This is a genomic window from Bradyrhizobium glycinis, assembly GCF_016031655.1.
GTDB classification, from domain to species: Bacteria; Pseudomonadota; Alphaproteobacteria; order Rhizobiales; family Xanthobacteraceae; genus Bradyrhizobium; species Bradyrhizobium glycinis.
Map to the genome: position 1 here is coordinate 43,786 of NZ_JACCHQ010000026.1, position 22,722 is coordinate 66,507.

21 protein-coding genes, 1 tRNA gene and 1 pseudogene are annotated in these 22,722 nt (G+C 63.7%); 10 read left to right on the forward strand and 13 right to left on the reverse strand.

The window, feature by feature from the left end:
- From HZZ16_RS29295 to HZZ16_RS29310, 4 genes are all read left to right on the forward strand, one after another.
- Positions 1–354, forward strand: coding sequence for a hypothetical protein (locus HZZ16_RS29295; RefSeq protein ID WP_246510510.1), 354 nt, complete (start codon positions 1–3; stop codon positions 352–354).
- Between the two features lie 225 nt (positions 355–579).
- Positions 580–1,563: an alpha/beta hydrolase gene (locus HZZ16_RS29300; RefSeq protein ID WP_197953342.1), complete on the forward strand. Its 984-nt coding sequence runs from the start codon at positions 580–582 to the stop codon at positions 1,561–1,563.
- A 186-nt stretch (positions 1,564–1,749) separates the two neighbouring features.
- The gene (locus HZZ16_RS29305) at positions 1,750–2,220 is read left to right on the forward strand and encodes an aminoacyl-tRNA deacylase (RefSeq protein WP_197953344.1); all 471 of its coding nucleotides are present in this window, start codon (positions 1,750–1,752) and stop codon (positions 2,218–2,220) included.
- A 177-nt stretch (positions 2,221–2,397) separates the two neighbouring features.
- A complete protein-coding gene (locus HZZ16_RS29310) occupies positions 2,398–2,817 on the forward strand; it encodes a CBS domain-containing protein (RefSeq protein WP_197953346.1) in 420 nt (139 codons plus the stop codon).
- 258 nt (positions 2,818–3,075) lie between these two features.
- On the opposite strand, the gene HZZ16_RS29315 is transcribed toward HZZ16_RS29310, so the two are convergent.
- Both HZZ16_RS29315 and HZZ16_RS29320 read right to left on the reverse strand, forming a co-directional pair.
- Complete coding sequence (locus HZZ16_RS29315) at positions 3,076–4,893, reverse strand: DEAD/DEAH box helicase (RefSeq protein ID WP_197953348.1); 1,818 nt, start codon at positions 4,891–4,893, stop codon at positions 3,076–3,078.
- Positions 4,894–4,966: 73 nt separating this feature from the next.
- Positions 4,967–5,659 (reverse strand): hypothetical protein, encoded by a 693-nt coding sequence (locus HZZ16_RS29320; protein WP_197953350.1) that lies wholly within the window; start codon positions 5,657–5,659, stop codon positions 4,967–4,969.
- Between the two features lie 210 nt (positions 5,660–5,869).
- Between HZZ16_RS29320 and HZZ16_RS29325 the strand changes: the two genes are divergently transcribed.
- Entirely contained in the window at positions 5,870–6,589 is a 720-nt protein-coding gene (locus HZZ16_RS29325; RefSeq protein WP_197953352.1) for a DUF7986 domain-containing protein, read from the forward strand.
- A gap of 140 nt (positions 6,590–6,729) precedes the next feature.
- Here HZZ16_RS29325 and HZZ16_RS29330 read toward each other — a convergent pair.
- Together HZZ16_RS29330 and HZZ16_RS29335 are read right to left on the reverse strand one after the other, a co-directional pair.
- A tRNA-Glu gene (locus HZZ16_RS29330) sits at positions 6,730–6,804 on the reverse strand.
- A 57-nt stretch (positions 6,805–6,861) separates the two neighbouring features.
- Positions 6,862–7,206, reverse strand: coding sequence for a hypothetical protein (locus tag HZZ16_RS29335; RefSeq protein WP_197953354.1), 345 nt, complete (start codon positions 7,204–7,206; stop codon positions 6,862–6,864).
- On the opposite strand from HZZ16_RS29335, the gene HZZ16_RS29340 reads away from it, so the two are divergent.
- Positions 7,205–8,212, forward strand: a complete 1,008-nt coding sequence (locus HZZ16_RS29340; RefSeq protein ID WP_197953356.1) for an RluA family pseudouridine synthase — start codon at positions 7,205–7,207, stop codon at positions 8,210–8,212. The two genes, HZZ16_RS29335 and HZZ16_RS29340, sit on opposite strands and share 2 nt — an antisense overlap.
- A 215-nt stretch (positions 8,213–8,427) precedes the next feature.
- Complete coding sequence (rpoH, locus tag HZZ16_RS29345) at positions 8,428–9,327, forward strand: RNA polymerase sigma factor RpoH (protein WP_157285013.1); 900 nt, start codon at positions 8,428–8,430, stop codon at positions 9,325–9,327.
- Positions 9,328–9,558: 231 nt separating this feature from the next.
- Here rpoH and HZZ16_RS29350 read toward each other — a convergent pair whose 3' ends face one another.
- The 4 genes from HZZ16_RS29350 to HZZ16_RS29365 all read right to left on the reverse strand — a co-directional run bounded on the left by HZZ16_RS29350 (position 9,559) and on the right by HZZ16_RS29365 (position 13,092).
- A complete protein-coding gene (locus HZZ16_RS29350; protein ID WP_197953358.1) occupies positions 9,559–10,185 on the reverse strand; it encodes a peptidoglycan recognition protein family protein in 627 nt (208 codons plus the stop codon).
- A gap of 34 nt (positions 10,186–10,219) precedes the next feature.
- Complete coding sequence (locus HZZ16_RS29355) at positions 10,220–11,419, reverse strand: GGDEF domain-containing protein (RefSeq protein ID WP_197953360.1); 1,200 nt, start codon at positions 11,417–11,419, stop codon at positions 10,220–10,222.
- Positions 11,420–12,061: 642 nt separating this feature from the next.
- Complete coding sequence (locus tag HZZ16_RS29360) at positions 12,062–12,673, reverse strand: LysE family translocator (RefSeq protein ID WP_197953362.1); 612 nt, start codon at positions 12,671–12,673, stop codon at positions 12,062–12,064.
- Between the two features lie 44 nt (positions 12,674–12,717).
- A complete protein-coding gene (locus HZZ16_RS29365; RefSeq protein ID WP_197953364.1) occupies positions 12,718–13,092 on the reverse strand; it encodes a response regulator in 375 nt (124 codons plus the stop codon).
- Positions 13,093–13,214: 122 nt separating this feature from the next.
- On the opposite strand from HZZ16_RS29365, the gene HZZ16_RS29370 reads away from it, so the two are divergent.
- Positions 13,215–14,045: an SDR family NAD(P)-dependent oxidoreductase gene (locus HZZ16_RS29370; RefSeq protein WP_197953366.1), complete on the forward strand. Its 831-nt coding sequence runs from the start codon at positions 13,215–13,217 to the stop codon at positions 14,043–14,045.
- Positions 14,046–14,174: 129 nt separating this feature from the next.
- Here HZZ16_RS29370 and HZZ16_RS29375 read toward each other — a convergent pair whose 3' ends face one another.
- Complete coding sequence (locus HZZ16_RS29375; protein WP_197953368.1) at positions 14,175–14,981, reverse strand: lytic murein transglycosylase; 807 nt, start codon at positions 14,979–14,981, stop codon at positions 14,175–14,177.
- Positions 14,982–15,570: 589 nt separating this feature from the next.
- On the opposite strand from HZZ16_RS29375, the gene HZZ16_RS29380 reads away from it, so the two are divergent.
- Entirely contained in the window at positions 15,571–15,807 is a 237-nt protein-coding gene (locus HZZ16_RS29380) for a hypothetical protein (protein ID WP_197953369.1), read from the forward strand.
- Positions 15,808–15,825: 18 nt separating this feature from the next.
- Here HZZ16_RS29380 and HZZ16_RS29385 read toward each other — a convergent pair.
- The 4 genes and pseudogenes from HZZ16_RS29385 to dnaG all read right to left on the reverse strand — a co-directional run bounded on the left by HZZ16_RS29385 (position 15,826) and on the right by dnaG (position 21,887).
- Positions 15,826–16,199, reverse strand: a pseudogene (locus tag HZZ16_RS29385) (thiol-disulfide oxidoreductase DCC family protein).
- Between the two features lie 3 nt (positions 16,200–16,202).
- Entirely contained in the window at positions 16,203–17,195 is a 993-nt protein-coding gene (locus tag HZZ16_RS29390) for a DUF4268 domain-containing protein (protein ID WP_197953370.1), read from the reverse strand.
- Between the two features lie 173 nt (positions 17,196–17,368).
- Positions 17,369–19,501, reverse strand: a complete 2,133-nt coding sequence (rpoD, locus tag HZZ16_RS29395) for an RNA polymerase sigma factor RpoD (RefSeq protein ID WP_197953371.1) — start codon at positions 19,499–19,501, stop codon at positions 17,369–17,371.
- 376 nt (positions 19,502–19,877) lie between these two features.
- Positions 19,878–21,887 (reverse strand): DNA primase, encoded by a 2,010-nt coding sequence (dnaG, locus tag HZZ16_RS29400; RefSeq protein WP_197953372.1) that lies wholly within the window; start codon positions 21,885–21,887, stop codon positions 19,878–19,880.
- A gap of 260 nt (positions 21,888–22,147) precedes the next feature.
- Between dnaG and HZZ16_RS29405 the strand changes: the two genes are divergently transcribed.
- Positions 22,148–22,711 carry a chlorite dismutase family protein gene (locus tag HZZ16_RS29405; RefSeq protein WP_197953373.1) on the forward strand — a complete coding sequence of 188 codons (564 nt, stop codon included), beginning with the start codon at positions 22,148–22,150 and terminating at the stop codon, positions 22,709–22,711.
- Positions 22,712–22,722 lie beyond the last annotated feature (11 nt).

The following is a 22,722-nucleotide window of genomic DNA, read 5'->3' on the forward strand; positions in this document are numbered from 1 at the left end:
ATGCCCTTAAAATTCGGAGACGTCCTGCAGGCCTTCGAGTTCGCCGACGTCAGCGGCGGCGTATGCCGCGCGTTCATTTGCAGGCGGACAGGCAGAATCTACTGCCAGTTCGAGGACGACGACCTCCAGGACCTCGAGGAAGACCAACTGCCTGACGATATCGAAGACAAGACAAAATACTTGCCGGTCCCGAACACACGCGAGCTCGACCTCGGCAAGCCCCTTGTGCTGGCTTTCGCCCGCGAGTTCCTGCCGAACGATCTGGACGACGTTCGCTACATTTTCAGCAAACGCGGCCTATCAGAAATTCAAGGCCCTGCTCTCCCGCCGGGGAGCGATCGATGCTTGGCATGACTACCGGAACAAGGCGACAGAGCGGGCACTGCGCGACTGGTGTGAGATCCATTCCATCGAGATCATTGACTGACCTGGCATTCGCTTGAGCCACGAGGTGCGCGAGCGGCTCTGCCGTCTTCTCGCCCCCATTGTCATTCAGGGAGCAGATGGGGCGGCTGTCGGGGGCAAAGTTCCCATGGGTTCCCTGTGATAGGCCGACGTCTTCTACACACAAATCATTCCATGTCGCGCCGCTCTCTCCTCGGCGGATTCCTGTCGGCGGGCAGCGCGCTCGCGCTCGGCGGATGCGCCGGCCTCGGTGCGACCGGCGCGCGCTTCGACGCCTCGTCGCTCTCCGTTGACAATACGCTGCTTGTCGTCACAACGCGCAAGCCCGTGAACGGCGGCCGCGCGAAACCCTGGTTCGGGCCGGAGCGAGCGACGAGCATGACGGTCGCTCGGGCGAAGCTGACGGCGCCGGACGAGAGCCGGCTTTCCCTCGCCTCGGTCGGACTTGACGATTGGCGTATTGACCGGATCGAACCGGTGCCGGCCGACGCGGGCGATCTCGCCGCGCAGGCCGGCGGCGGGGACGTGCTGATCTACGTGCACGGCTTCAAGCAGACATTCGAGACGGCGGTGCTGGATGCAGCCCACCTCTCCGATGGGATCAAGTTCCGCGGCCGGACCATGGCGTTCTCCTGGCCTTCCAAGGCAGGACTGTTCGACTACGCCTACGACCGCGACAGCGCGATGTGGTCGCGCGACAATTTCGAGCGCGTGCTCTCGGCGCTGGTGTCGGCGCCAGGCGGCGGACGTGTGCACATCGTCGCCCACAGCATGGGAACCATGCTGACGCTCGAAAGCCTGCGCCAGCTCCATGGGCGATACGGCGACACGGTGACGAGCAAGATCGGCGCGGTGGTGTTTGCCGCCCCCGACATCGACATGGACGTGTTCTCGTCGGCGATCCAGCGCATCGGCCCGCTCGCCGGCAAGATCACGGTGATCGCCTCGACCAACGATCGTGCACTGGCGCTGTCGGGGCAGCTCGCAGGCGGCATGACCCGGGTCGGTGCGGCCGAGAAGGCCGCCATCGCGGGGCTCGGTGTGCGCGTGGTCGATGCCTCCCAGGAAGGCTGGGGCATCATCAACCACGATCTATTCCTGTCGAATACGGAAGTGCAGCGGGTGATCCGTCGCTCGATCGACGGCACGACGGCGTAGGAGAGCGCCTGCGCCGAGCCACGCGAAAAGCCTGCTCCTGGCCACACCCTGTTGCGGCTCCGAGGGGAATTGAATTGCGGCTTGCGGATGGAAGACCTATGTTAGGTTTGCCGCCCATCGTATGGCGAGAGTCTGCAGGGTCGACCTCGCGGTGGATGGTTTGCATTCCGCATCGGAGGTGATGCCATGACCATTGCTCCCACCCTCCAGAAATACCTCGCCGCTGAGAACATCCAGTACGAGGTGATCCCGCACGAACTCAGCATGACGTCCGCCCGAACGGCGCAGGCATGTCATATCTCGGGCGACCGCCTCGCCAAGGGCATCGTGTTGCGGCGCGACGGCGGATACATGCTGGCCGTCTTGCCCGCATCGCATCACCTCCGCCTGTCGGACCTGAGGACAAGCCTCGGCGACAATGTCCACATGGCCAATGAAACCGAGATCAATCGGCTGTTCAGCGACTGTGCACACGGTGCGGTTCCCGCCGTCGGCAAATGCTACGGATTGGAAATGATCGTCGACGACAGCCTCGACGCACAGCCGGATATCTATATGGAAGCCGGCGATCATGAGACGCTACTTCATATGGGTCACGCGCAGTTCGCGCGCCTGACGGCCAACGCACCGCATGGGCGCTTCAGCGCGCATGACTGAGGATTTTGGAGACCGCCCATTGCCGTTGCCTGGGCGGGAACTCTGGCCGCGAGGCCGCCGTCATACTGTTCGCGGGGCGGCCGCGAGCGTGCCTGGGCTTGTCTGTCGGAGTTCGGAAGATTGGGGGTGCCGCTGCATTGCATCAACGCACTTGAAACCCACGAACGGAGGCTCGCCATGAAAGTCAAAGACGTGATGCACAAGGGTGTCGACTGGGTCAGCCCCGATACCCCAATCACCGAGATTGCCAAACTGATGCGGGCGCATGACATCGGCTGCATTCCGATCGGCGAGAATGACAAGCTGGTCGGAATGGTGACCGACCGCGACATCGTCTGCAAAGGACTCGCGAGCCGCAATTTCGATGCCGGCCGCGCGACTGCGCGCGACGTGATGACCGAGGGCATCCATTGCTGCCGCGAGGACGATGACCTCGCCAAGGCGATGCATCATATGGAGAAGCTGCAGGTCCGCAGGCTGCCGGTGATCAACAAGAGCAAGCGGATGGTCGGCATCATCAGCCTGGGTGACGTCAGCCATTCCTCATCGGGTGACATGCTCACCGAGACCGTCAGAAGCGTTTCGGCGCATCACTGAACTTACGGCCAAGACGTATGGCCAGGGCTCCTCTCGCGATCGCCGCTCGAACAGGCGTTGAGGGGAGCCCGAGCTATGCGCGCGGCATGCAACCATCGCGCGGCACAGAAAGCAACGACGCGATGTGGCTCATTTTGCGCCGGAGTGAATGCAAGTTGCGCCGGATTGGATGCAAGGCCGGTTCACTCGATCACGTCATCATCGGTGACGATCGATCGACTGCACTACCGCATAAAAGAGTGCCTGCGCGGCGTCGGCCTACGCGATCAAGCGCTGCACCAATGCCGACTCGTTCGAATACGTCAGGAGCGCCTCGTGAGTTGCCCGGGTCACCCCGACATAGGTCAGCCGGACACATTCCTCGAGGGACTCGCCGTGGCGGCCGAGCAGGCCCAAGCCGGCAATGGCGACGCAGGGAAACTCAAGCCCTTTCGCGCTGTGCATGCTCAGGAATCGCACGGCCACCCGCTTGACCGAAACCCTGTTGCGATTGTCCTTGGCGATGTCGATCGGCACGCCATGCCCGGCGAGGACCTGCGCGACCCGGCCGCCGATCCAGTGCTCCGGGTAGAGACACGCCATTTGCGACCACTCGTAGCCGGCTTTTTTCCGGTCGAGAAACCACTCGGCGACGCAGTGAGATTCTGCGTCGATGCTCACGCATCGCCGCACGTCCGGCTCCAGTCCCTGGCGACCCGCATCTTCGGGCAGCAGGATGGCGTGCTCGTCATCGGCGGTGATGCCGGGAGCGCCGATGACGTCTGCGGCGAAGCGTCTCGCGAACGCAACAATTTGCGCCGTGTTGCGGTAATTGACCTTCAGCACGGTCGTCCTGCCCTTCGCCTCGATTCCGAGCTGGCTCCAGACCGGGCGCTCGCGCCCTTTATAGATGGCCTGGATATCGTCGTAGACGACCATCAGCGCCTTGGTGCGCGGGTTCACCATCTTGGCCGCGAGCGCGAGCCATTGCGGCTCGAAGTCATGCGCCTCGTCGATCAGGACGGCGTCGTACTGCTCCGCCGGGATATGGCCTTGATCGACCGCCTTCACGACCTCTGCAACGCTCGCAGCCAGGCGCTCTGCGTAGTCCGGATAGTCTCGCTCGGATGGGGCGGCAATCCCGTAAGTCCGCAGCATCCGGTAGCACCACGAGTGGAAGGTGAGAACCTGAACGCGGTCCTCCACGCCCCTGCTCTGCATGGCATCCTCGAGCCGGCCGGCGATGCCGTTGGCGTAACACAGGATGAGCACCGGCTTTGCCGCCGCACGCGCCAGATACTCGGCGCGAAAGGCGAGGATCAGGGTCTTGCCAGACCCGGCGACGCCGCGAATGATGCGATGCCCCTCGCCCAGGCTGCGCGCGAACTGCTCCTGATGCAGGTCCATGACCGCAAGCGTCCGGTCCGAAGAATCGGCGCGAGGCGCATCGTCCAAAGGCAGCGCAATCTGTCGTATGCGTATCTCGGGGAACAGCAGCGCCCGCAGGCGGTCGAATTGCGGCATGGACAGCGGCTGCTCGGGACGCGGATGAACCATGCGCCATAATCTCGACCGGAATTCCTCGGGGTCCGCGCCCTCGGTCATCTCGTCCTTGAACAGGCAGAGATGGTCGGAGAACACCTCCTTGAGATCGGTCTGGTCGAACTGCTTGCGCGTGATGTTGGTGAACACAGCCCCGAAGCCGAACGGAACGATGGACCGGCCCGCGAGGCGATGACCCGGCGGAAACAACAATTGCCCGTCGCGCTCCAGCGTGCGCACGACCTCGAACGTATAGCTGCGAGCCTGCTCCAGCGGATTGCTTTCCCGCACCACACCGCGACTTGTCAGCAGCTCGACCTTCGTCTTGTCCGCCGAAACGATCGTCTCCAGGCGCCAGTCCTTCACCTCGAGCACAAGCAGGCCGTTCGCGGGATGAATGATGATGAAATCCGGATGCCGGTTGCGAGGGCCGACAGGCAGGTTGTGCCAAACGACAGCGTTCTCTTCGAGGAAGTCCTTGAGTCGTTCCGCCAGCCGTAGCTCACCACGGCTGTCGAAGCGCGCGAAGCCGAGGCTGGGGATCAGGATTGCCATGTGACGACCGCGAGCACCATTGCGGACCACCTTGTGAGACGACGTGCGTCAAAGCGCACCGATCAAGGTTCGATCACCGCGCATCTGCAAGGGCCCGCGGCTCGACCAGCAGGCCCTGTCTTTCGTAACGGCGGCGCGTTCTGCTGAAGCGTACGACGACGGCATATCGGGCACTGTTCGCTTTCACGCGCCGGGTGAGCAGCGCATCACCTGCCGGCAGAAATTCGAGGTCATCGAGGCCAACGCAGCGCAGGCACGCCGGGCCGGCAGGCTCCATCATCAGGAGATTGCCGGTGCCGCTACAGCGATGGCATGTCCACTCCGTGTTCAATGGCTGGATGACCACCAGTTCCGGGCCGCGGCTTGCCTTCTCCACCAGCCGTTCGCGCTTCGCTTCCGAGAGTTCCGGCGATATCCAGTGTGTCCGGTAAGACGCTTCGATCTTGGGGTCCTCGCTGCGACTGAAGCGCAGCTCCCGGCGTTGCGGGGTACGATCAACATAGGCTGTGGGGCTTGCGATCAGTCCTCGCGCGGTCGCCCAGGACTGGAATAGCTGCATGGCTTCCAGGATGCGAGGCGGATTGGTTTGGACAACCTCCTCCAGGCAATCGATCTGCCCGCGCTGCCAGCGCTCGACGGCTCCGGAATCGAGCCACCCGATCCCGATGAGGATGTCGGTGGCGTTCACAAAGTGCTGGGCCGCCAGCGCCCTTTCGGCTGCTGTTGCGACGCGATCGCCAAGTGGAACCCGATTCTTCCGGCTCATTGGACTTCTCGGCTCACTCTCCAATCTGCGCCGGACCCCGACCCGGCGGATCAATTTCGCAAGATTTCAACCCGTTGCCGGTCCAGACGCGGCCAGTCGACCGCTTCGGTTTGCAGCCGACACACCGTCGATGATGGACAAGGCTGTTTCGCGAATCAATGCGCTTCGCTAACGATGTCGAAAGCTGGCGGCCCAACTCGGGAGAGTTTCATGGCCCTTCCCCTCGCCCAACAGCAGTCGATCTTTGCCTGGGGCGGCGACACGGCTTCCACGCGCGATGACATCCTCGCCCGCTACCTACACCTTCGGGAAATCTCCAAGAAACTTAATGAGGAAGTCCTCCGGTGCATACCCGCCGATGCCTTGCTGAATCACGCACGCAGGCTCGGGTTGGCACAAGGAAAGACATTGCTCCTCGAAGACATGGACGAGATGTACTACGTCTACGACCTTGCCGTTTACACCGCACCGGCGGATCGTTCGCGGGCGATCGATCGCTACGCGAGGTCGGCCAGGTTCGAAGCGCAGTCCGACGAAGGGGTGATGCTGGACGCAATGCGTCGGTCGCAGTTCGTGATACTCTTAATCGAGCAGCGTCACGACGAGGTGGGCCTGATCGCCACCGACATTATTCGCAACTCGAAAGTATGGCTGCTCGACGTCGGGCTCGAACATTCGATCGACGATGGAGAACTGATGGCCACTAGGCTCCTTACCCCTGGGGCGTTCTCGATGACTGCCGGTGTCATGGTCCCGTTCGAAATTGAAATGCTTGAGCCGGTTTGCAGCCTGCTGCCGCAGCGCCTCGGCAGCAGCAAGCTGAGCCGTGTAGCCGACGACAGGCGCTTCGCCGAAGCCGTCTACAAGGTGGCGCTCGCGGACAGCGTCATGGATCGCATGGCCTATGTTGATTTCCCCGATCGGCTCTGACGCCGGATCGGCGGGTCCGCGAACGATGGACGCCCAGCTAAAAGCGATCATAAACTATGCCGAGAGGGGCTGCGCCGCAGCGAACAGGACGGGAGCGACCACCGGCCCGTGCCTTCGTGCAAAATCGCGGAACAGCAGAATGGCGCTCCCTAGGGGAATCGAACCCCTGTTTCAGCCTTGAGAGGGCCGCGTCCTAACCGCTAGACGAAGGGAGCGTGAGGGCTAGCCAATAGCCTCGAAATTTGTCCGCCGCAAGGACCCCGGCAGGCCTTTTACAGCTCGTTGGCGAATTTCAGCCGTCCGGCCGGCTTCAGGGTATGGGCATCGAAGGTGCGGATCTCGATGACCCCGCCGATATCCAGCGTGACCGCCAGGCGGTCGCCGGCAACCCCGGTCGAGACGATTTTGGCGCCCTTGGGCAGAGTGGCGGTGACATCTCCTGCCGCTTCGACCGCCCTTCCCTCCGACTTGAAAAGGCGGTAGCCCACCGCGATCAGCACGGCGCAGATCGCCAGCGCCGTGGTCAACCCCGCGATCAGCATCATCCGCCGCACCCGCGCAAACAGCGCGGCCTGCTCGGGGGTCGGTTCGGGAACAGCGGTATCAGACGTCGTCATGACTAGCCCTGGGTCAGCGCAAAGGTTGGAGGTTGTCGTCGCCGGCGACGAGGGCTCGGCCCGGCTCGACCGCGTGCTGGCGGCGCGCCTGCCCGAGCTGTCGCGATCGAGGCTGAAAGCCCTGATCCTGGCGGGCGCAGTGCAGCTGAAGGCCGCCGCGGTCCGCGACCCCGCTTATCACGTCGCCTCCGGCGATACGATCATAATCGACGTGCCGGAAGCGGCGCCCGCCGAGCCCAAGGGGGAGGAGATCGCCCTCGATATCGTGTTCGAGGACGACGACATCGTCGTCCTCAACAAGCCCAAGGGCCTGGTCGTGCACCCCGCGGCCGGCCACGAGACCGGCACTTTGGTGAATGCGCTGATCGCCCATTGCGGCAGCTCGCTCTCCGGCATCGGTGGGGTGCGCCGGCCCGGCATCGTGCACCGGCTCGACAAGGACACGACGGGGCTGATGGTGGTCGCCAAGAACGACCTCGCCCACGCCTCGCTGACCGCCCAATTCGCCGACCACGGCCGCACCGGCGCGATGCGGCGCGGCTACATGGCGTTTGCGTGGGGCGTGCCGAACCGGCAGCGCGGCACGGTGGACGCGCCGATCGACCGCCATCCGCATGCGCGCGAGAAGATGGCGGTGCGCCAGGGCGGCCGCGAGGCGGTGACGCATTGGGAGATCCTGGAGAGTTTTGCGGGGCGCGACGGCAAGCCGGTGGCCGCCCTGCTCGCCTGCGAGCTCGAGACCGGCCGCACCCATCAGATCCGCGTCCATCTCGCCCATATCGGCCACCCACTAATGGGCGATGCCGTCTATGGCCCGCATTTCAAGACCAAGGCCAACCAGCTCGGCCCCGAATCGCAGGCGGCTTTGGCAGCGCTGGGACGGCAGGCCTTACATGCTTACCTGCTGGTATTTGAGCACCCGAGGACGGGAGAACTTCTGCACTGGGAGGCGCCTTTGCCGGAGGATTTGCTTCTCCTCGAACGGATGCTCAAAGCGGCGCTATGACGCAGGCTGCTTCAGAAAGCCTTTACATTACAAAAAGTTATAGCTGCCACACGGGGACGTGACGTCAGCAATCCTTCCCTTTTTGACCCCCAATGGGGTATATTGCGTCTGCGTTGAAATGACCAACGCGGAACATCGCAGCCCGGCCGGCTTTGACACAGCGGTCGTCTGCCTGGCCCGCCGCTATCGGGGGCCTGAACCTTGGAGGGCGCACTATGGCCCGTACCGCTGCTTTGCCGGTCCTCAATGGAGAATCCGGCCTTTCTCGCTACCTCGCCGAGATCCGCAAGTTCCCGATGCTGGAACCGCAGGAGGAGTACATGCTCGCCAAGCGTTGGCGCGAGCATGATGATCGCGACGCGGCGCACCAACTCGTCACCAGTCATCTCCGCCTCGTGGCCAAGATCGCCATGGGCTATCGCGGCTACGGCCTGCCGATCTCCGAAGTCGTGTCGGAAGGCAATGTCGGCCTGATGCAGGCGGTGAAGCGATTCGAACCCGAGAAGGGATTCCGTCTCGCCACCTACGCCATGTGGTGGATCAAGGCGTCGATTCAAGAGTACATCCTGCGTTCGTGGTCGCTCGTGAAGATGGGCACCACCGCGAACCAGAAGAAGCTGTTCTTCAACCTGCGCAAGGCGAAGAGCAAGATCAACGCGCTGGACGAAGGCGATCTCCGCCCCGACCAGGTCAAGATGATCGCCAAGCGCCTCGGCGTCACCGATCAGGACGTGATCGACATGAACCGCCGCCTCGGCGGCGATGCGTCGCTCAACGCACCGATCCGCGACGACGGCGAAGCCGGCGAATGGCAGGACTGGCTGGTCGACAACACGCCCAACCAGGAAGCCATGATGGCGGAGCACGAGGAATATGATCACCGCCGTGACGCGCTGAACGGCGCCATGGGCGTGCTCAACCCGCGCGAACGCCGCATCTTCGAGGCCCGCCGCCTCGCCGATGAGCCGATGACGCTGGAGGACCTTGCTGCCGAGTTCGGCGTGTCGCGCGAGCGCGTCCGCCAGATCGAGGTCCGCGCCTTCGAGAAGGTGCAGTCCGCGGTCAAGGGCACGATTGCAAAGGCCGAACAGGCCGCGCTGGAAGCCGCGCATTAAGCGGCGGCAGCGCCAGAGATTGGCGGATCGAAAGACAGAAAGCCGGCGGTGACGCCGGCTTTTTTGTTGGTGTGATGCGCGCTTGTTCCGCTGGATGGCGCACGTGGTGCAAGCTCCTCTGTCATTCCGGGGCGCGCGGAGCGCGAGCCCGGAATCCATCAGACCGCGGGTTGGTGGACGAATGGATTCCGGGCTCGCGCCAAGAGGCGCGCCCCGGAATGACGGAGGAGATTACTCCCCCCATGCCCGTGCCATCGTCGCGAGGATGCAGCCTTCGCAATAGCGCGCGTCCTTGTAGTCGATCCAGTTGTGCGCGTAGACGCGCTCAAGCGGGATGTCGTAGCGCGCGCGTAGCACCTTCACGAGGATCTTCCACGCCGCGACCTGTGCCTCCGTCGGCCCCGTCGTCACGTCGGGATAATTGCCGGCGAACTCGACTCCGATCGAATTGTCGCGCACCACCTGACGATAGGTCGGCCGGTTGTCGATGTACTTGTTGTCGTTGCGGTTGGCGCCGTCGCCGTGGGTCGGCACGAGGTTCTCGGCGACCGCCCAATAGACCGTGCCGTCGGTCTCGACCCAGACCGTGACGCCGCGCCGCGTCGGGTTCTTCGCCTGCGCCTGGGCGCCGCCGCGAGCCGAGCCCGCAGGTCCCTCGGTCTGGTGCACGATGATGTTGCGCCAGGGTCTTGCGTTGCCGACGTCGCCCCACGGCGCCAGCCAGACGATCTTCAGGCCGGGAATGTTGGGCGTACCGGAGGCGCGCGCGAGCCTGACGAGTTCGGCATCCGTGGCAGCGGCGGGGACGATCGGAAGGAGAGCGGCCAACACGGCCGCCAGCAGGCGAAACGTCATCATGCAAGGTCCAATGCGACGTCGAGCCTAACAGGCTTTACGCGAATGTCCTCACCGTTCCGACGGACTCGGGCGACAGCGGCGGGGCGGGATCATAGACCGCAAAATCGTTCTTGCCGTTCTTCTTGGCGGCATAGAGGGCGTGGTCGGCATTGGCCATCAGCCGGTCGGGGAATTCCCCGATGCCGCGGTCCCACTCCGCAACCCCGATCGAGATCGCGATCGGAATATCGCGGCCGCTGCAGCTGGCGGCATCCTGACGGCAGACTTCGAGCACGCGGCGGGCGATCGCGGCAGCCTCGCGCAGGGACGAGGACGGCAGCACGATGCAGAACTCGTCGCCGCCGGTGCGGGCGAGCATGTCGCCGGGCCGCAGGCGCGTCTGCGCCATCAGGGTGAAGTGCCTGAGGCAGGCATCGCCGGCGGCATGGCCATGGGTGTCGTTGATGGTCTTGAAGCCGTCGAGGTCGATCACAAGCAGCGAGAACGGCTCACCGCTGCGCTCCGACCGTGCGCATTCCTCCGACAGACGCTGCAGCAGATGCCGCCGGTTGGCCACGCCGGTGAGATCGTCGATCAGCGCGAGGTCGGCGACCTCGCCCCGCAACCGGTCCATCGCCATCAGCAGGAAACCGAAATTGAGGGTCATCGACAGGAACAGCAGCCCGAGCACCATGATCGCATGGGCCTGACCGCCGGCGCGCGCCGAGAGATCATAGCCAAGCAGATTGCCCGCGGTGCGCGCGAGCAGAATCGCGATAATGCTGAGGATGACGATGCCGGACAGCTTGGCGCCCGGACTGACGCGGCCTTCCGGCGACAACAATAGACGCAGCGCCAGCACCAGCGGCAGGGCCTGACCGAGCGTGTAGCTCAGCATGCGCAATTGCATGTGCTCGAATCCGACCATGAAGAGCACGACGCCGAGAAGGCTCAAGCACCCCGTCGCGGTCATCAGGCGCCACGAGACCGGCCGGTCGTAGAAGCGCTGAATTCCCATGGCGGCGAGGCAGCTCGCAGCGATGACGCCACCGGCGCCGAGCAGCAGCGGCAGGGGAGAGGCGACGAACAGACGGATCAAGGCCGTCATCGCGCCGGCGGCACCGACGAAGGCCGATGCCATCCAGAACCGCGCAGCCGCGAAATTCGGATAGGAACGCGTCACGTAGGCCCAGATCACGCCGAGCGCCAGGAAGTTGACGACGAAGACCGTCCATAATGTCGGTACGTTCAGCATCGCGCGTACAGCACGCGCAGCGTCCCGCCCTCCGTTCCCGGCAGCCGTCCGTCCATGACCCATCCCCGTCTTCTTGCGGAGGACAATGCGATGGTTGCGCTTAATGGAGTCTCACTGCGACTTGCGAAAACGCATGCTTGGTTTTGGATTCATGAACGGCACGCGGCAATTGTCGGATCGTTAAGCCTGTTGCCGCCGCTGGGCCGTGCTGGCGCGTGAGGCGGATTCGCGGCCAAAAACCATCCGAAAATGCATCTGAGCTGTGGATAACAGGATGACACGGATGTGACGACGCGGGGCAGCCGGCTCCGAATCTGCTGAGTTTGTCGTCGAGGATGTTGCGAGGCTGGCCCTCCGCCGAGCACCCTCGTGTCGCGTTCCACCATTAACCCTTGAGAGGATACTATGGCTAAGAAAGCGAAGAAGGCGGCGAAGAAGAAGGCGAAAAAGGCCAAGAAGGCGAAGAAGAAGTAACGAGGCTTCTGTTTCTTTGCCCGGGTGGACTCAGCTCCGCCCGGGCGTCGGGTCGATCGAAGGTGGCGGGCGCAAGGCCCGCTTTTTTATTGCGTGCTTTGCGACGAGCTCCGCTCTCTCGCACCCTCGCCCCGCCCTTCGCGGGGAGAGGGTTGGGTGAAGGACAATCTACCGCTCCGACAACGCCAGCTTGGCGCCGAGCGCGGCGAAGCCGGCGGCAAAGGAGCGGCGCAGCCAGGCCATGGCGGCCGGGCGGGAGATGACGCGCTCGCGCACCGCGCCGGCGCAGAAGCCATAGAGGACAAACACCGCGAAGGTCATCACCATGAAGGCGCCGCTCAATTCCAGCATGCGCGCCAGCACATGGGCCTCGTCCGCCGCGATGAATTGCGGCAGGAAGGCGAGGAAGAAGATCGACAGCTTCGGATTGAGAATGTTGATCAGGAAGCCGGTGACGATGACGCGGCTGCTCGATCGCTCGCGGATCTCGCCGCCAACCGCCAGCGCCCCGGTCTCGCGCAGCGCCTGCCAGGACATGTAGAGCAGATAGGCGACGCCGCACCATTTCAGCGCGGCGAAGGCGAGCGCGCTGGTGTGGAGCACGGCGGCAAGGCCGAGCATCGCCGCCGCCATGTGCGGCACGATGCCGAGCGTGCAGCCGAAGGCGGCCGCCACGCTGGCGCGCGAGCCGCGGGTCAGCGCCGCAGCCAGCGTGTAGAGCACGCCGGTGCCGGGAGAAGCGACCACGATGAGCGAGGTGAGCAGGAAGGACCAGGTCATGGGCCGACCTTATCACCGCGACGCGCTTCGAGAAAGCAGGCGCGTCAGGACAGCTGAGCGATCTCGGCCTCGCGCAGCACGTCGAGCGGCGCCCAGGGCTTGGCCCAGAACTTGACGCCGTCGGGCAGGGCCTGCTTCAAGGGGCGGCCCGAAGTGACCACGACGTCGAGCTTGGGATTGCGGTGCTTGGCGACATGCGCGAGTTCGACTCCGTTCATGCGGCCGGCAAGCTGGACGTCGGTCAGCATCAGACAAAGCGCACGAGCGTTCTTGTCGAGGACGCGCTCGGCGGCCTCTGCGCTTTCGCACTGGATGACCTGGTAACCACTCTCTTCAAGGAGAACGCAAAGCATCTCCCGCTGCATGGCGTCATCTTCAACGATCAGCGCTGTCGCGCGAAACGGCTTTGCTTGTCCCATCGGCGGCTCCCAATGCATGCGCCCATAACGCATGTTAAAAACCGAAGCCGGCCAGGGTTCGGTTTCATTTCAAAAAAATGTAATTCATAGTTCCATCATCGGGGGCTTGACGGGGGGAGTTCATGACGACGATTCGAGGCGCCGCCGCCATCACGGGAGCCGCGAGCGGCATCGGCCGGGCGCTGGCGATCGAGCTCGCGCAGCGCGGCTGCGACCTTGCGCTGGCGGATCGCGACGAGGGCGGATTGAAGGCGCTCGTGGCGGAGATCGGAACAACGCGCAAGGTCAGCCTGCATCGCGTCGACGTCGGCGAGGCCGGCGATATCGCGCAGTTCGCAAGCGAGGCCATCGCCGCACATCCTGCCCTCGGCATCGTCGTCAACAACGCGGGCGTTGCGCTGATGGGCACGTTCGAGGAGATCGACCAGGTGCAGATGGACTGGCTGTTCGACATCAATTTCTGGGGCGTGGTGCACGGCACGCGCGCCTTCCTGCCGCACCTGAAGACGATGGGCGAGGCGCACATCGTCAACCTCTCCTCGATCTTCGGCATCATCGCGCCGCCGGGCCAATCGGCTTATGCGGCGGCAAAGTTCGCAGTGCGCGGCTTCTCGGAGAGCGTGCGGCACGAGCTCAGCGTCGCGGGCAGCCCGGTGAAGCTGTCGGTCGTGCATCCCGGCGGCATCGCCACCGCGATCGCGCGCAACGCACGCACCGGCGTCGGTGTCACCGACAATGCCCGCCGGGCGCAATCGATCGAACGGTTCGAGAACGCGGCAAAGACCTCGCCGAAGGACGCGGCACTGCGCATCATCAGGGGCATCGAGCGGAACGAGCCGCGCATCCTGATCGGCAACGACGCCCGCTTCATGGACCTCTTGCAGCGCTTCCGCCCGGGGACCTATTGGGCACCGCTGCAGCGGCGGCTGGAGAAGATGGCGAAGGGGACGTAGGCTGGGAGAGTCCCTCCGCCGTCATTGCGAGGAGCCCTTGCGACGAAGCAATCCAGACTGCCGCTGCGGACAGATCTGGATTGCTTCGCTGCGCTCGCAATGACGAGCGTGGCTGCCGGCGGTCGCTCCTCACTGCCCCATCAGCCGGTCCGCGAAATAGCCAATGGTCTTGCGATAGACCACCGCCCTGTTCCATTCGCGCATCGCCTCGAAATTCGGCGTTCCCTCGCCGTAGGGCTGGCCCATCTTGAAGCCGCTCGTGTGCAGGAGGTTCGCGGTCGAGGCGAGCACGTCGGGGATGCTGTGGCGGAGATCGACATGACCGTCGCCGTCAAAATCGACGCCGTACTTGATGTAGGACGACGGCAGGAACTGGGTCTGGCCGATCTCGCCGGCATAGGCGCCGATGAGGTCGCGCAGCGGCAGGTCGCCGCGCTGCACGATCTTGAGCGCGGCGAGCAGCTCGCCCTGGAACAGATCGGTGCGGCGGCAATCATGCGCGAGCGTCGCCAGCGTGCGGACCACCGGCAGCTTGCCCATGTCGCCCTTGCCGAAATCGCTCTCCAGCCCCCAGATCGCGACCAGGATATAGCGGGGCACGCCGAACTTCTGCTCGATGCGTGACAGCAGCGCGGCATGCCGTTGCAGCAAGGCGCGCCCGCCATTAATGCGGCCCGGCCCGACCCGGGTCGAGACGTACTGCTCGAAGGTCTTGTTGAAGGTGTAACGCTGGCGCCGGTCGAAGGCGAGAACCGCAGGGTCGGGCGTCACGCCGCCGAGCGCCGCATGGGTCACGCTCGCGGAGACGCCGGCGGCCTGCGCCTCCTGCGCCATGCTGGCGATGAAGCTGTTGAAGTCGCCGCCACAGCGGGCGGCCTGCGCCGCCCCGCCGGCCAGAGACACGACGAAGGCGGCAGCAAGAAGCGGTCTCAGCATGTGGAGCAATCCCCAAGAATCCCAGCGCGAAGCAGCGCTGAGGATCATGCCCGGGAACGGGATTCGCGTCAAAGCGACCAGATCGATCATAGCGGTGCCGGCGACCGTCGGCGCCGAAACAAAAACCGCAAAACAACCCCATGCACAGTAGAAGACCCGCGATAACGTTTGCTGTTTTTCCGAATCAACGTTGACCGTCGGGCAAAACAGTGGTATTGTGTCAGCATCGCAAGCTCCAGACGTTGACGCCCATGCGCTCTCGCTGCGTTGCGAGAGCGCATCAAGATGAACAAAGTACTTCGATGATCCAAAACATCTGCTTTTCGAAATTTTTGAAAATTCATGATGAGCATCAGCTGCATATCGGATGCGCCTGCTGCGACATCGTCACGCCACGATTTGCCTTGCCATCGCGGCGCGTCTTCTGTAGCGTTCTATTTTAGGTTGTCGCCCTGCCAGCCCCGGGCGACGCTGAAGAGATAAACGGCGGGCTTCGGCCCGCCGTTTATTGAAGGACGTGTATTGAAGGGATTGGCGACGATCCCCGAAAGTCATTTGACTGCGGCGTCCTGATCGAGGACAAGCCGCCATGGCCAAAAAACCCGGAACCAACCCCAAAGGCGAATTCGCCTTCTTCAACGTCGTCTACGAGGACGATTCCCAACGCTCCAACCGCCGCGTGCCCGCCGAGCTGCTCGGCGGCCTCGACGGCGACGAACCCGCCCGCGCCTTCATCATGGCGCAGGACCGCGAGATCGCAGAGAAGAGCGGCAAGCCGGCGCTGGAGATCAAGCGGATCGAGCGGGTCGGGGCGAAGAAGAAGTAGGCGGCGACAGGCAGGCGCTCACCAGCGCCCGCTCCATCTATTCCAGGCAAACAGCAGATCGGCAAACCGGTCATAGACAAACCGCGTGACCGGCAGCGCCGCACGATCGCCGAACAGCGCCGCAAGCCACCGCTCCCCCGGCGTCAGCCGCCAGAGCGCAATCGCGACATCCGCGCCGACGACGAGCCGGCCTCGTCGGTCGCATGAAGTCGGCGCCTGATGTCGTCGAGCGAAGCGCCAAAGTGCGCCGGTGCATCAGGCTGCTCGTTGATGTCCTTGAATTCGACCGTGCCCGCGCGCACCAGCGCCAGCAGCTTGTTGCGCTGCCAGTCGATGCCGGCGTCGCAGATGGGGCCGCGGGTGTTGCACCACACCGTGAGGAGGGGACCGATCAACTAGCTCGCTATCTCCGCGTCCTGTTCAGATGCGCCTGACGCACTGATCTTGCTGAGACATTGCTCGATCCTTTTCGGGAAGATCGACTTCAATTTGAGCAAGCTGGCAATAGCCCAATCTTTGATCTGCACTAACTGTTCGGTATCGGCGTCTATACTGCCATCGTGATAGCTCACAATTCGACAGCCGCGCCTCTCGTCAAGCCGCTCCCAAGTCAGTTCTGAGCCGAATTCCTGGTGAATAGCGAACGCCTGTTGATGCAAGCAATCGAACAATAGCTCATTCTTCGCTTTCTCACCACAATCAAGGTAGATCTCTGCGCGAACGCGCCCACCAATCGCAAAGCTCATACCGTACTTGTAGATCCGCGAATTTTCGGAAGCAAAGAAATACCAGTTTTGTGGCTGCCCCACCCGAGCATTCGTGAAACTATACTTCGTGCGAAGCTCATCGATAAGCGATTGGAAGTAGGCTCGATATTTCTCGCGAGTTTCGGAAATCGTTTCACCCCGCTCGTCCGCTCTAATTGCGGGTTCGGTTGGCTGCGAAATTACGTTCAGCACAAACGCGGGCTTAGATTGGTCGATTCGAATGGCTGATGCTTCGATAGCGTATAGCCGCAGACTCTCCTTTAGATTCTGATTGAGAAAATCGATCGCAGATTTGTGCTCAGAACGAATCGTCTCAGGAATCCAAACCACGGCGCCGGCATCAAGAACGGAAGCGTAAGTGATAAGCTGGCCGAGATGTCGGTGATCTGTATTTCCAAATTGATTTTCGATAACAACACGACGATTGGTCGAAAGATCTCTTGCGATAATATCGGCAGCGAAGTCTCCAGCAGCCGCCTCAATCATCTCAAGCTCTAAATCCATCCCAAGCTTTTCAGCCAGAATGCCTAGATTTTGCGAAAGCCACGGCGTGAAGTGTGTAGCTTCCCCCGACCAAAGCTCCCTCAACGGAACTGCTTTTACCGTCCCCAGCTCTAACATAGCGTCCCCCAACTCTCTGACCTGAATGCATCACTGCGCCCCAGGCGTCCTAATTCGATTACTCTATCTTAAATTGCTTCATTCGGTGCCGAAGATCAAAATAAAACGGCGGGCTTTCAGCCCGCCGTTTGTTAAGGTTGAGACCGATCTTCGCCGGCCGAACCAATCCCCGATCAATTATCCAAGAAGCTCCGCAGCTTCCGCGACCGGCTCGGATGCTTCAGCTTCCGCAGCGCCTTCGCCTCGATCTGGCGAATACGCTCGCGCGTCACACTGAACTGCTGGCCGACCTCTTCCAGCGTGTGGTCGGTGTTCATGCCGATGCCGAAGCGCATGCGCAGGACGCGCTCTTCGCGCGGGGTGAGCGAGGCGAGGACGCGCGTGGTGGTCTCGCGCAGGTTGGACTGGATCGCGGCGTCGATGGGCAGGATCGCGTTCTTGTCCTCGATGAAATCGCCGAGATGTGAATCCTCCTCGTCACCGACCGGCGTCTCCAGCGAGAGCGGCTCCTTGGCGATCTTGAGGACTTTCCGCACTTTCTCCAAGGGCATGCCGAGCTTTTCCGCGAGCTCCTCCGGGGTCGGCTCGCGGCCGATCTCGTTGAGCATCTGCCGGGACGTGCGCACGATCTTGTTGATCGTCTCGATCATGTGCACGGGGATGCGGATGGTGCGGGCCTGGTCCGCAATGCTGCGCGTGATCGCCTGCCGGATCCACCAGGTGGCGTAGGTCGAGAACTTGTAGCCGCGGCGGTACTCGAATTTGTCGACCGCCTTCATCAGGCCGATGTTGCCTTCCTGGATCAGGTCGAGGAACTGCAGGCCGCGGTTGGTGTACTTCTTGGCGATCGAGATCACGAGGCGGAGGTTGGCTTCCACCATCTCCTTCTTGGCCTGGCGTGCCTCGCGCTCGCCCTTCTGCACGGAGTGCACGATCTTGCGGAACTCGACGATCTCGAGGCCGGTCAGCGCGGCGAGCTGATGCACCTCGTGGCGGAGGTCCTTGATGCGGTCCTTCTCGTGATGGACGAAGTTCTTCCAGCCTTTGGCCGACAGCTTCGAGACGCGGTTGAGCCAGCGCGGATCGAGCTCCGAGCCGGTGTAGTTGCGCAGGAAATCCTCGCGCGCGACGCCGTGGCTGTCGGCAAGGCGCATCAGGCGGCCCTCATGCGAGACGAGGCGCTTGTTGATGTCGTAGAGCTGCTCGACGAGCGAGTCGATGCGGGCCTGGTTGAGACGCAGCGACTTCACCTCGACGATGATCTCGTCCTTCAGCTTCTTGTACTTGCGCTCCTGGTGCGGCGAGAGCGACTCGTTCTGGAGCTGGTTCTGGATGTCCTGCTCCTGAAGCTTGCGCAGCTTCTTGTAGCTGTCGGCGATGCGATCGAAGATCTCGACCACCTTCGGCTTGAGCTCGGCCTCGATCGCCGCGAGCGACATCTGGTTCTCGAACTCGTCGTCGTCCATGTCGGCTTCGGCCGCGGCCTCGCCCGGATCCTTCTCCTCGCCCTCGGGCGCGGCCGCAGGCGCGGCGCGGAACGGGGTCGGCGCCGGCGGCGCGGCAGGCGGCGCGACATGCGCGGGCGTAGCGGCGGCCGCGGCTTCGCCGCCCTCGGCGGACGCTTCGCCGTTCTCGCCACTGGGACCCGCGATCATCGCAGCGTTCATGCCGCCCTTGGCGTCCGGGCCGGCATAGGTCGCTTCGAGATCGATGATGTCGCGGAGGAAGATCTTGCCCTCGTTGAGCTCGTCGCGCCAGATGATGATGGCCTGGAAGGTCAGCGGGCTTTCGCACAGGCCCGCGATCATCGCCTCGCGGCCGGCCTCGATGCGCTTGGCGATCGCGATTTCGCCTTCGCGGGAAAGCAGCTCGACCGTGCCCATCTCGCGCAGATACATGCGCACGGGATCGTCGGTGCGTTCGCCCGGCTCGCTCTTCTTGACCTCGGTGACGGCCTTCTGGGTGACCTCGACGAGCTCGTTATCGGTCTCGTCGTCGCCCTCGTCCTTCTCCTCCTCGCCTTCGGTGTCGTCGGCTTCGGTGACGTTGATGCCCATGTCCGAGAGCATCGACATGATGTCCTCGATCTGTTCGGGCGAGGTCTGGTCGGACGGCAAGACTTCGTTGAGCTGATCGAAGGTCACGAAGCCGCGCTTCTTGGCCTGCTTGATCATCTTCTTCACGGCGGCGTCGGACAGGTCGAGCAAGGGCGAGGGCGCGTCCTGGGAATCCTTCTCCGGCGCATCCGCTGCCTTGTCGTCTTTTTCCTTGTCCTTCGCCTGCAGCGTCTTTGCCTTGGTGGCCATCCATTGCTCCTAAACGCGCTTCATGCGAGGCGCCCGCCGCGCCTTGCGTGAATTCACATGAACCTGTTGCTCGACGCTCTCGCTTCGGCAGCTCTCGACACGGAAAGGGCGGCGCACAAACCTCTCGCCACCCCCAACTTTCTCTCGCCGGAATTGCCTAACGCTTCGTCAGCCTCTTTGTCGCGGCGGATGCAGGTGTAGTGCCAACAGCGATTGCGCGGATTCATTCCTGACGCGTCTGTTATGCCTGCGGCCGCCTTGGGGCCAAAGTGCTACAAGACCGTTAAGCCTCGATTAACCCTGTTTTTGCCGCCAAACCCAGGATTTGGCGAGTCTTTTAGCGGTACCAGCTGCGGTCGTCCGCATGATTCTTTCATCACATGCTCTTCTGGAGCCGGCCCGACAGCTCGCCAAAACCCTCGATCAGGGCCTCGGTACCGTCGACTTCCCCTATCCGAGCCTTGACGTCACGCAGCCATGCCAAATTGGCCTCGCTGGGATCCTCCCCCAAGGCCAGCTCGGCGTCTTTCAGCTCTCTAAGTAGTGAATGCCATTGCCGATGCAAGGCAACCAGCTGGTGCCAGGTGGCAAGAACGTCGTCCCGGGCCGCGCCCTCGCGGGCCGCCCACACCGCCTGGGTCGTGATGACATTCTCAACCCTTTGAAGAGTTTGAGAAAATCCGCCTTTTTCGAGGTCGCCGCGCATCTTTTCGGCCAGTTCGCCAGGGTCTGGCGAGTGGTGATGGTCATTGGCAAAGGCGGCGATGATGGCGGCCCGGAGCTTGTGGGCCTCGGGATGGGCCAGCTCCAGGGCGGCGACCTCCTCCAAATGCTCGTGCAGCAGCCAAGGGTGGTTGATCAGGCATTGCAGGATCAGGGCCTCCCGGCGGGAGATGGCGCTGCGCTGGCCCCGCAGGATCGGGCTTGCCGCCAGCTGCGGGCTCGCCGCCTGGTAGGGGCCGGAGGGCAGCGGAGTCGGCCCCGGGGTGCCACGGCGGCCGCCGCCGAACCCTTGTCCGCCGAATCGATTCGGCCCGCCCCGCGGCTGGAACGGCCGGCCGCCACCTGCGCGGAAATTGCCCCGGCCGCCAAAGCCGCCGCGCCCGCCTTCGGGCGCGAAGGTGCGCTGCAGCCGCTCGACGAAGTCGTCGCGATAATAGCGCCGCACCACCTCGTCACGAATGCCGTTCGTGAGCTCCCTGATGCGGGCCTCGAGCGCGGCGCGCCGCTCGGGCGTGGCGAAATTGCCGCCCTCTAACTCGCGCGACCAGATCATGTCGGCGAGCGGACGGGCAGCTGTGATCACCTCCTCGATCGCGCCGCGCCCGCCCGAGCGCACGAGATCGTCGGGGTCCTGCCCTTCCGGCAGCAGCGCAAACCGAAGACTCTTGCCGGGTGCAAGGAATGGCAGCGCGAGATCGGCGGCGCGATAGGCCGCCTTCTGTCCGGCGCGGTCGCCGTCGAAGCAGAGGATCGGCTCGTCCGCCATCTTCCAGAGCAGCGCGAGCTGGCTCTCGGTGAGCGCGGTGCCGAGCGGCGCGACGCTGCCGGCAAAGCCTGCGGTGACCATGGCGATGACGTCGACATAGCCTTCGACCACGATCAGCGGGCTGCCGTCATGGGTGGCTTTGCGCGCGGTCTGGTGGTTGTAGAGATTGTCGCCCTTGTGGAAGAGCGGCGTCTCCGGCGAATTCAGGTATTTGGCCGGAACGTCCTTCTCCAGCGCACGCCCGCCGAAGGCGATGACGCGGCCGCGCAGATCCGTGATCGGAAACATCACGCGATCGCGGAAGCGGTCGTAAGGCACAGGAATGTCGTTGCCGGCCACGAGCAGCCCGGTCTCGATCATGTCCTCGACGGAGACACCGAGCTTGCCGAGATGCTCCTTCAGCGCGAAGCGATCGGGCGGCGGCGGCGCATAGCCGAGACGGAACTGCAATTGCGTCGCCGGCGAGATGGCGCGATCGGCAAGATAGCCGCGCGCTTTCGCGCCCACGCGCGAGGCCAGCGTTTCGGCGAAGAATTTCGCCGCGAGATCCATCACGTCGTGCAGCGAGCGCCGCCGCTGCTCCTCCCGCGCCGCGTTGGGCGTCACCGCCGGCAGCGGCAGGCCCGCCATGTTGGCAAGCCGCTCCACCGCCTCGGCGAACGGCAGGCCCTCGGTCTCCATCACGAAGGTGATGATGTCGCCGTGCTTGCCCGAGGAGAAGTCGTGGTAAAAACCCTTCTGGTCGTTGACGTAGAAGGACGGCGTCTTCTCCTGCTGGAACGGCGACAGCCCCTTCCACTCCCGCCCCGCCTTCTTCAGCTTGACGCGCTTGCCCACGACCTCGGAGACCGAAAGCCGGGCACGAAGCTCGTCGAGGAACTGGGGTGTGAAGCGCATGGGCGAGTTTAGCCGAGCGTTTGAGTCGGGCGAAGGATCAGGGATATAGGGACGGCGGCCCCAAAAGTCAGGTTTGTCGGGCTTATGCGCGCTGTTCACAGCCCGCGTCATTCCGGGGCGCGCGGAGCGCGAGCCCGGAATCCATTGCTCTCAGCATTCCGGCGGCGCAATGGATTCCGGGTTCGCCCCTTCGGGGCGCCCCGGAATGACGGCGAAGAGGGGCCTTGAACCGCGCCCGGTTCCACGCTTCCATACCTCCCATGTTCAGGACCTTTCGAGGCGGCCAGAGCGGGGGCTGGCGGGTAACCTCGATTTCGCCTGTGACGGGCGAGCCCCTGCCCTTCGTGCCGGCGCTGTCGGTGACCGACAGCGAGGCCGTCTCGTTGCCGCTGGTGCCCTCGCGCAATGCCTGGCGGCTGGTCGGCGTCGCGAGCAGCCTGCGTTACACCGAGCGGGCCGAGAAGCAGCAGCTCGTCGCCGTGCAGGCCGGCCTCGGCCGGCTCGAGGCAACCAGCGCGGCGCTGATCCCGATCCGCAAGTCGCAGGCCTGGTGGGAGCTGACCCAGGAAGAGCGCCGCAAGATTTTTGAGGACAAGTCGCACCACATCGCCAGCAGTCTTCGTTTTCTGCCCGCGATCGCGCGCCAGCTCTATCATTGCCGCGACCTCGGCGGCCCCTTCGATTTCCTGACCTGGTTCGAATTCGCCCCCGTGCACGCCTCGCTGTTCGAGGAGCTGGTGGCGATGCTGCGGCGGACCGAGGAGTGGACCTATGTCGAGCGAGAGGTCGACGTGCGCGTGGTGAAGGAAGTGCTGTCGGCTTAGTTGCAGCCGCG

What these genes read in the sequence shown, in the direction of transcription:
- HZZ16_RS29295 (WP_246510510.1), top strand. Translation starts at nt 1, where the DNA reads ATGCCCTTAAAATTCGGAGACGTCCTGCAGGCCTTCGAGTTCGCCGAC.
- HZZ16_RS29300 (WP_197953342.1), top strand. Translation starts at nt 580, where the DNA reads ATGTCGCGCCGCTCTCTCCTCGGCGGATTCCTGTCGGCGGGCAGCGCG.
- HZZ16_RS29305 (WP_197953344.1), top strand. Translation starts at nt 1,750, where the DNA reads ATGACCATTGCTCCCACCCTCCAGAAATACCTCGCCGCTGAGAACATC.
- HZZ16_RS29310 (WP_197953346.1), top strand. Translation starts at nt 2,398, where the DNA reads ATGAAAGTCAAAGACGTGATGCACAAGGGTGTCGACTGGGTCAGCCCC.
- HZZ16_RS29315 (WP_197953348.1), bottom strand. Translation starts at nt 4,893, where the DNA reads ATGGCAATCCTGATCCCCAGCCTCGGCTTCGCGCGCTTCGACAGCCGT.
- HZZ16_RS29320 (WP_197953350.1), bottom strand. Translation starts at nt 5,659, where the DNA reads ATGAGCCGGAAGAATCGGGTTCCACTTGGCGATCGCGTCGCAACAGCA.
- HZZ16_RS29325 (WP_197953352.1), top strand. Translation starts at nt 5,870, where the DNA reads ATGGCCCTTCCCCTCGCCCAACAGCAGTCGATCTTTGCCTGGGGCGGC.
- HZZ16_RS29340 (WP_197953356.1), top strand. Translation starts at nt 7,205, where the DNA reads ATGACTAGCCCTGGGTCAGCGCAAAGGTTGGAGGTTGTCGTCGCCGGC.
- HZZ16_RS29335 (WP_197953354.1), bottom strand. Translation starts at nt 7,206, where the DNA reads ATGACGACGTCTGATACCGCTGTTCCCGAACCGACCCCCGAGCAGGCC.
- rpoH (WP_157285013.1), top strand. Translation starts at nt 8,428, where the DNA reads ATGGCCCGTACCGCTGCTTTGCCGGTCCTCAATGGAGAATCCGGCCTT.
- HZZ16_RS29350 (WP_197953358.1), bottom strand. Translation starts at nt 10,185, where the DNA reads ATGATGACGTTTCGCCTGCTGGCGGCCGTGTTGGCCGCTCTCCTTCCG.
- HZZ16_RS29355 (WP_197953360.1), bottom strand. Translation starts at nt 11,419, where the DNA reads ATGCTGAACGTACCGACATTATGGACGGTCTTCGTCGTCAACTTCCTG.
- HZZ16_RS29360 (WP_197953362.1), bottom strand. Translation starts at nt 12,673, where the DNA reads ATGACCTGGTCCTTCCTGCTCACCTCGCTCATCGTGGTCGCTTCTCCC.
- HZZ16_RS29365 (WP_197953364.1), bottom strand. Translation starts at nt 13,092, where the DNA reads ATGGGACAAGCAAAGCCGTTTCGCGCGACAGCGCTGATCGTTGAAGAT.
- HZZ16_RS29370 (WP_197953366.1), top strand. Translation starts at nt 13,215, where the DNA reads ATGACGACGATTCGAGGCGCCGCCGCCATCACGGGAGCCGCGAGCGGC.
- HZZ16_RS29375 (WP_197953368.1), bottom strand. Translation starts at nt 14,981, where the DNA reads ATGCTGAGACCGCTTCTTGCTGCCGCCTTCGTCGTGTCTCTGGCCGGC.
- HZZ16_RS29380 (WP_197953369.1), top strand. Translation starts at nt 15,571, where the DNA reads ATGGCCAAAAAACCCGGAACCAACCCCAAAGGCGAATTCGCCTTCTTC.
- HZZ16_RS29390 (WP_197953370.1), bottom strand. Translation starts at nt 17,195, where the DNA reads ATGTTAGAGCTGGGGACGGTAAAAGCAGTTCCGTTGAGGGAGCTTTGG.
- rpoD (WP_197953371.1), bottom strand. Translation starts at nt 19,501, where the DNA reads ATGGCCACCAAGGCAAAGACGCTGCAGGCGAAGGACAAGGAAAAAGAC.
- dnaG (WP_197953372.1), bottom strand. Translation starts at nt 21,887, where the DNA reads ATGCGCTTCACACCCCAGTTCCTCGACGAGCTTCGTGCCCGGCTTTCG.
- HZZ16_RS29405 (WP_197953373.1), top strand. Translation starts at nt 22,148, where the DNA reads ATGTTCAGGACCTTTCGAGGCGGCCAGAGCGGGGGCTGGCGGGTAACC.